The organism is Streptomyces sp. NPDC059524, assembly GCF_042749255.1.
Taxonomy (GTDB): Bacteria; Actinomycetota; Actinomycetes; order Streptomycetales; family Streptomycetaceae; genus Streptomyces; species Streptomyces xanthii.
The window spans coordinates 1-5758 of the sequence record NZ_JBHYTK010000270.1; the positions used below are offsets into that span (position 1 = coordinate 1).

Genomic DNA, 5758 nt, shown 5'->3' on the forward strand with positions numbered 1-5758 from the left:
CGGCCTGGTCCGCGCCCTCGACACGGCGGGGCTGCCCGTCGCCGTCTTCTCCGACGTGTCCTCACACGTCGTCAGGGAGTACGTGGACAGCCGCTCGCTGCCCGTACGGCGCGGCGCACAGGGCCGCGGCGACGACCCCTCCCTGCTGCTGCCGCACCCGGACGCGCTGCTCCGGTCCCTGCACCAGCCCGGATCACCCACACCCCGCGGCCTGGTGATCGGCTCTCAGCCCGCCGAGCTGGAGGCGGCCCGGCAGCTCAGCCTGCTGTTCATCGGCTACGCGGCGTCCCCGCAGGCCGAGCAGGCACTGGAGCGCGCCGGAGCCCGTCACGTCTTCCGGGACCTGGCCCGGCTGACCGACATCGTGCGCACGCGCACCCCCCATTGAGCCCAGCCCCACCCGGCCCACTCCAGCGCGCGCGATGCCCGCCACGGACGCACGATTTCTAGTGGGCCGCATTCCGACGGCCCCCCACGGTCTGCGCTCTCGGGAGGAACTGCCATGACCGTCAGTCTGGAGCAGCTGCGCCGCTGCCACTTCGCCGTCGACCTGGGCGCCGCCCGCACCCGCGTGTACGTGAAGGGCGCGGGTCTCGTCGTCGACGAGCCGAGCGCGGCCGCGGTCAACACCCGTACCGGCGCCCTGATCGCGGTCGGTGAGTTCGCCGAGAAGATGACCGGGCGGACCCCCGACTACATCCGGGTCGTGCGTCCCGTCTCCGGCGGCACCGTCGTCGACATCGAGATGGCGCAGCGGATGCTGCGTCACCTCCTGGGCGAGAAGCTGCGCCGCGCCCTGCGCCGCAAGCCCCGGCTGCGCGCGGCGGCGTGCACCCCGCACGACGCGGACCCGCTCGCCCAGCGGGCCGCCGTGGAGACCCTCGTCGGGCTCGGCGCGAGACGGGTCGAGCTGGTCGACACGCTGATCGCGGCGGCGGTCGGCTGCGGCCTGCCCGTCGAGCAGCCCGAGGCCACCATGATCATGGTGTGCGGGGCGGCGACGACGCAGATCGCGGTGCTGTCGCTCGGCGCGATCGTGACGGCGGAGCGGATCCCGGTCGGCGGGGACGCCATCGACCACGCCGTGGTGCAGCACCTGCGCCAGCACCACGAGCTGATGCTGCCCTCGCAGTCCGTACGCCCCCTGCAGCTCGCGCTGAGCGGCAACGGGCTCACCCCGAGCGGCCCCGAGCAGACCGAGATCCACGGCCGGGACGTGGCGACGGGCCTGGCCCGCTCGGTGCACGTCGACACCTCGGCGGTGCGGCGCGCCATCCACACCCCGCTGACGGCGGTCCTGGACGGCATCGGCAAGGTGCTGCGCGACTGCCCGCCGGACCTGGTGGCCGACCTCGCGGACCGCGGGATCATGATGGTCGGCGGTTCGGCGCTGCTGCCGGGCCTGGACCAGATGCTGCGGGACGCCACGGGCATGCCGGTGCACATCGCCGAACGGCCCGACGTGTGCGCGGTGCAGGGGCTCGGCGCGATGATGGAGGGCAAGATCCAGCCGATGGTCCTGGACCCGCTGGCCGACTGACCGGTGTACGGAGCGACCCTCACGATGAGCCCGAGCGGGCCGGAGCCCGGTGCTCCGTCCGGCCTGTCCGTCCTCCTGGAAGCGGTCCTGACCATCGGCACCGACCTCGAACCGCGGGCCACGCTGCGGCAGCTGGTGGACAGCGCGACCGCGCTGACCGGCGCCCGGCACGGTGTGCTCGGCGTCCTCGACCCCGATCACGGCCGGCTGGTCGAGGTGGTGACCAGCGAGGGCGCCCGGCCCGAGCTGCCGCCCGGCGAGCCGTACGACGCGGTGCTGCACGAGCCGGGGCTGCTCGCGGTGCCGGTCCTGGTGCAGGGCGCGGTGTGCGGCCGGCTGCGACTGACCGGGCGGCGCGCGCCCGAGGGGTTCACGGGCGCCGACCTGGAAGTGCTGCGGGTTCTGGCGGGCCAGGCGGGCATCGCGCTGGGCAACGCGCGCCTGTACGAGAGCGCGCGGCAACGCGAGCGCTGGATCGAGGGCGCGGCGGCGGTGACGACGGCGCTGCTCACCGGCGCCCCGGGGGACGCCCTGACGACGGTCGCCGAGCAGGCGCGGCTGCTCGCGGACGCGGCGGCCGGGGTGGTGCTCCAGCCGACCGAGGAGGGCGGCATGGAGATCGTCGCGGCGGCCACGACGGACGACCCGGCTCTGCTGCTCGGGGCCACGATCCGTCCTGGCACGGCGGTCCTCGATCAACTCCTGGCCGGTGAGCCGGTGTTCATCGACGACTCGGCGACCGACCCGCGGATGACGACGCGGGTACGGAGCCTGTTCGGGCCGAGCATGATGCTGCCGCTGCGGGCGGCGGGGAAGCTGATCGGCACCCTGGCCCTGCCCCGCTCCCCCGGCGCCCGCCCCTACACGCCGGTGGACCACCGGCTGGCGACCCAGTTCGCCTCGCAGGCGGCGCTCGCGCTGGTCCTCGCCGACGCGCAGGCCGGCCGGGAGCGGCTCGCCGTGTTCGAGGACCGTGACCGGATCGCCCGTGACCTGCACGATCTCGTGATCCAGCGGCTGTTCGCGACGGGGATGATGCTGGAGACGGCGGCGCGCCGGGCGCAGGCGGCGGAGGTGCGCACGATGCTGGCGCAGGCCGTGGACGAGCTGGAGTCGACGGTCCAGGAGGTCCGTACGACGATCTTCGCGCTGCAGCAGCCGCCGTCGGACGCCCCGTCGACGTTCCGCGGCAAGGTGCTGCGCGAGACGGCGGGCGCGGCGGCGGTCCTCGGCTTCAGCCCGTCCGTCCACTTCACCGGCGCCGTGGAGTCCGCGGTGCCGGACCAGGCCCAGACCCATCTCCTCGCGGCGTTGCGCCGCGCCCTGGCCACGGCCTCGCGGCGTGCGGGCGTGTCCCGGATCGACGTCTCGGTCGACGCGCGGGCCACCCTGCCCGACGGCCGCCCGGGCGTGCGTCTGACGGTGACGGACGACGGGACTGTGGACGAAGGCGCGCAGGCGTCGCCGGTGATCTGGCAGGCACCCCGCTAGAGCGCCGGGGTCAATGTGCGGTGGGTCACAATCCACGCGCGCATCGCAACCGTGCCGACCCGTCGCGGGTCTAGCACAAGCGGGTGGGAAACGTAAGGGTGTTTGGATGGATATACGCCCGAAACGGTAGATGTCGGACCCTCATGTAATATTCACCCGCGCTCTTCACATCCTTCACAGAGTCGTGTGCTGGGCGGACACCGGGACCCCACGACCAGGGAAGCCAGATGAGTCACGCAGAGAACGCGATCGCCCCTCGAATAAGCCTCGTTGTGCCGGTCTACCGGGTTCAGGGATATCTGCGTGCCTGCCTGGACTCGATCCTCGACCAGTCCTTCACGGACTTCGAGATCGTCGCGATCGACGACGCCTCCCCCGACGCGTGCGGCCGGATCCTCGACGAGTACGCGGCCCGCGACGAGCGCGTCGTACCGGTCCACCTGACCGAGAACCAGGGCATCGGCAAGGCCCGCGACCTCGGCGCCCTGCGGGCGCGCGGCGACTACATCTTCTTCCTGGACAGCGACGACACCCTGGCCGAGGGCGCCCTGCAGGCCGTCGCCGACCGTCTCGACCTCACCGCCGACCCGGACATCCTGCTCCTCAACCACGTCCGCACGTACTGGACGAACCGGGTGCAGGCCAGCGCCGCCGGCGAGATGCTCGCCGCCGCGGGCAAGGACGTCTTCACGGCGCTGGAGCGCCCCGAGTACCTCACGATGTTCGCCGTGGTGTGGAACAGGGTGTACCGCCGCGAGTTCTACGTCGGCAACGAGTTCACGTTCACCGACGGCATCTACGAGGACGCGCTCATGGTCTACAAGACCATGCTGACCGCGGAGCGCATCGCCTGCCTGGAGCAGGTCTGCGTGGAGTACCGCCAGCGCCGCCAGGGCAACTCGATGCGCACCCCCGGCCGCAAGCACTTCGGCATCTTCGAGCAGTACGCCCGGCTCTTCGCGTTCCTCGACGAGCGCCCGCACCTGGAGCCCGTGCGCCCCCTGATGTTCGAGCGCATGGTGAGCCACTTCCTCTTCACACTGGTCCGCCCGGACCGCATCGTGCCGTCGGACCGCGCCTCCTTCTTCAAGCGCTCCGCCCAGCAGTACCGCCGCTTCAAGCCGGCCGGCTTCACCCGCCCCGAGGGCATGACCGGCGTACGGTTCGAGCTCCTGGAGCGCGGCTCCTACCCGGCGTACCAGGCCTTCGAGCTGGCCGGCGCGACCAAGTCGAAGCTGCGCAAGCGCGCGCTGAAGACCAAGAACGTGCTGGGCCGCAAGGCGTACGACCAGCTGTACCGCATGTACCAGCGCCGCCCGATCGACGAGAACCTCGCGGTCTACAGCGCGTACTGGAACCGCGGCGTGGCCTGCAACCCCGCGGCGATCTACCACAAGGCCAAGGAGCTGGCCCCGCACGTCCACGGCGTGTGGGTGGTGCGCGCGGGCGACGAGGAGAACGTGCCGGCGGGCGTCGACTACGTTGTCAGCCGCTCCCCGCGCTACTGGGAGGTCATGGCCCGCGCCAAGTACCTCGTCAACAACGTCAACTTCCCCAACGAGATCGTCAAGCGCCCCGGCCAGGTCCACCTGCAGACGCACCACGGCACGCCGCTCAAGCAGATGGGCATCGACCAGCAGCGCTTCCCGGCCGCCGCGAAGAACATGAGCTTCCACAAGATGCTCGAGCGCGTCGACAAGTGGGACTTCAGCCTCTCCTCGAACCAGCACTCGACGGAGATCTGGGAGCGCGTCTACCCCTGCGCCTTCGAGAACATCGACTCGGGCTACCCGCGCAACGACGTCTACTTCCAGGCCACTTCGGCAGACGTCGCCCGCATCCGCGCCGAACTGGGCATCCAGGACGGGCAGACCGCGATCCTGTACTGCCCCACGGTCCGCGACTACCAGAAGGGCTTCATCCCCCGTCTGGACCTGGAGCGGCTGTGCCGTGAGCTCGGCCCGGACCACGTCGTCCTGGTGCGCGCCCACTACTTCTACGGCGCCGACCCGCAGCTCGCCGCCCTCCAGGAGCGGGGTCTGATCAAGGACGTCTCCCGCTACCCGGTCGTCGAGGACCTGTGCCTGGCCTCCGACGTCCTGATCACGGACTACTCGTCGATCATGTTCGACTACGCCTGTCTGGACCGGCCGATCGTGTCCTACGTGGACGACTGGGACGTCTACAGCAAGGCGCGCGGCGTGTACTTCGACCTCCTGTCGCAGGAGCCCGGCCAGACCCCCGGCGCGACCGCGACCTCCGAGGACGAGCTGATCGAGGTGTTCCGCAGCGGCGCCTGGAACGGCGAGCGGGCCGCGGCCCTGCGCCAGGCGTTCCGCGAGCGCTTCGTCCAGTACGACGACGGCCACGCGGCCGAGCGCGTCGTGCGCCGCATCTTCCTGAACCAGGAGGCGACGCCGGCCGTCCTGCCGCTCGCCGAGCGGACCCCGGCGCCCCGTCCCGCGCAGGCCACCGACCGGGCCGGCGTGACGACGGGCGACACCGCGGGCGACGCCGACCTCGTCGGCGCCTGACCGACCGCCGACCGACCACACGCACGACGCACGACGCATCACACGCAACGGGGGAACGCACCACCATGACGTCACGGATCTCGAAAGCGGTCATTCCGGCCGCGGGCCTCGGCACCCGGTTCCTGCCCGCCACCAAGGCGACTCCCAAGGAGATGCTCCCGGTGGTGGACAAGCCGGCGATCCAGTACGTGGT

General features: G+C 71.7%; 5 protein-coding genes. All 5 read left to right on the plus strand.

The features are described 5' to 3' along the window. Positions 1–388, plus strand: a 388-nt coding sequence (locus ACFW9D_RS37720) for an HAD family hydrolase (RefSeq protein WP_384629940.1), incomplete at its 5' end; no start/stop codon positions are given. A 114-nt stretch (positions 389–502) separates the two neighbouring features. Then, positions 503–1540: a rod shape-determining protein gene (locus ACFW9D_RS37725; protein ID WP_188339089.1), complete on the plus strand. Its 1038-nt coding sequence runs from the start codon at positions 503–505 to the stop codon at positions 1538–1540. Between the two features lie 24 nt (positions 1541–1564). Next, positions 1565–3031 (plus strand): GAF domain-containing protein, encoded by a 1467-nt coding sequence (locus ACFW9D_RS37730; protein ID WP_384629942.1) that lies wholly within the window; start codon positions 1565–1567, stop codon positions 3029–3031. A gap of 227 nt (positions 3032–3258) precedes the next feature. Beyond that, positions 3259–5565: a CDP-glycerol glycerophosphotransferase family protein gene (locus tag ACFW9D_RS37735; RefSeq protein WP_384629944.1), complete on the plus strand. Its 2307-nt coding sequence runs from the start codon at positions 3259–3261 to the stop codon at positions 5563–5565. A 65-nt stretch (positions 5566–5630) separates the two neighbouring features. Continuing rightward, positions 5631–5758: sugar phosphate nucleotidyltransferase (locus tag ACFW9D_RS37740; protein WP_384629946.1), on the plus strand; the 128-nt coding region annotated here is incomplete at its 3' end.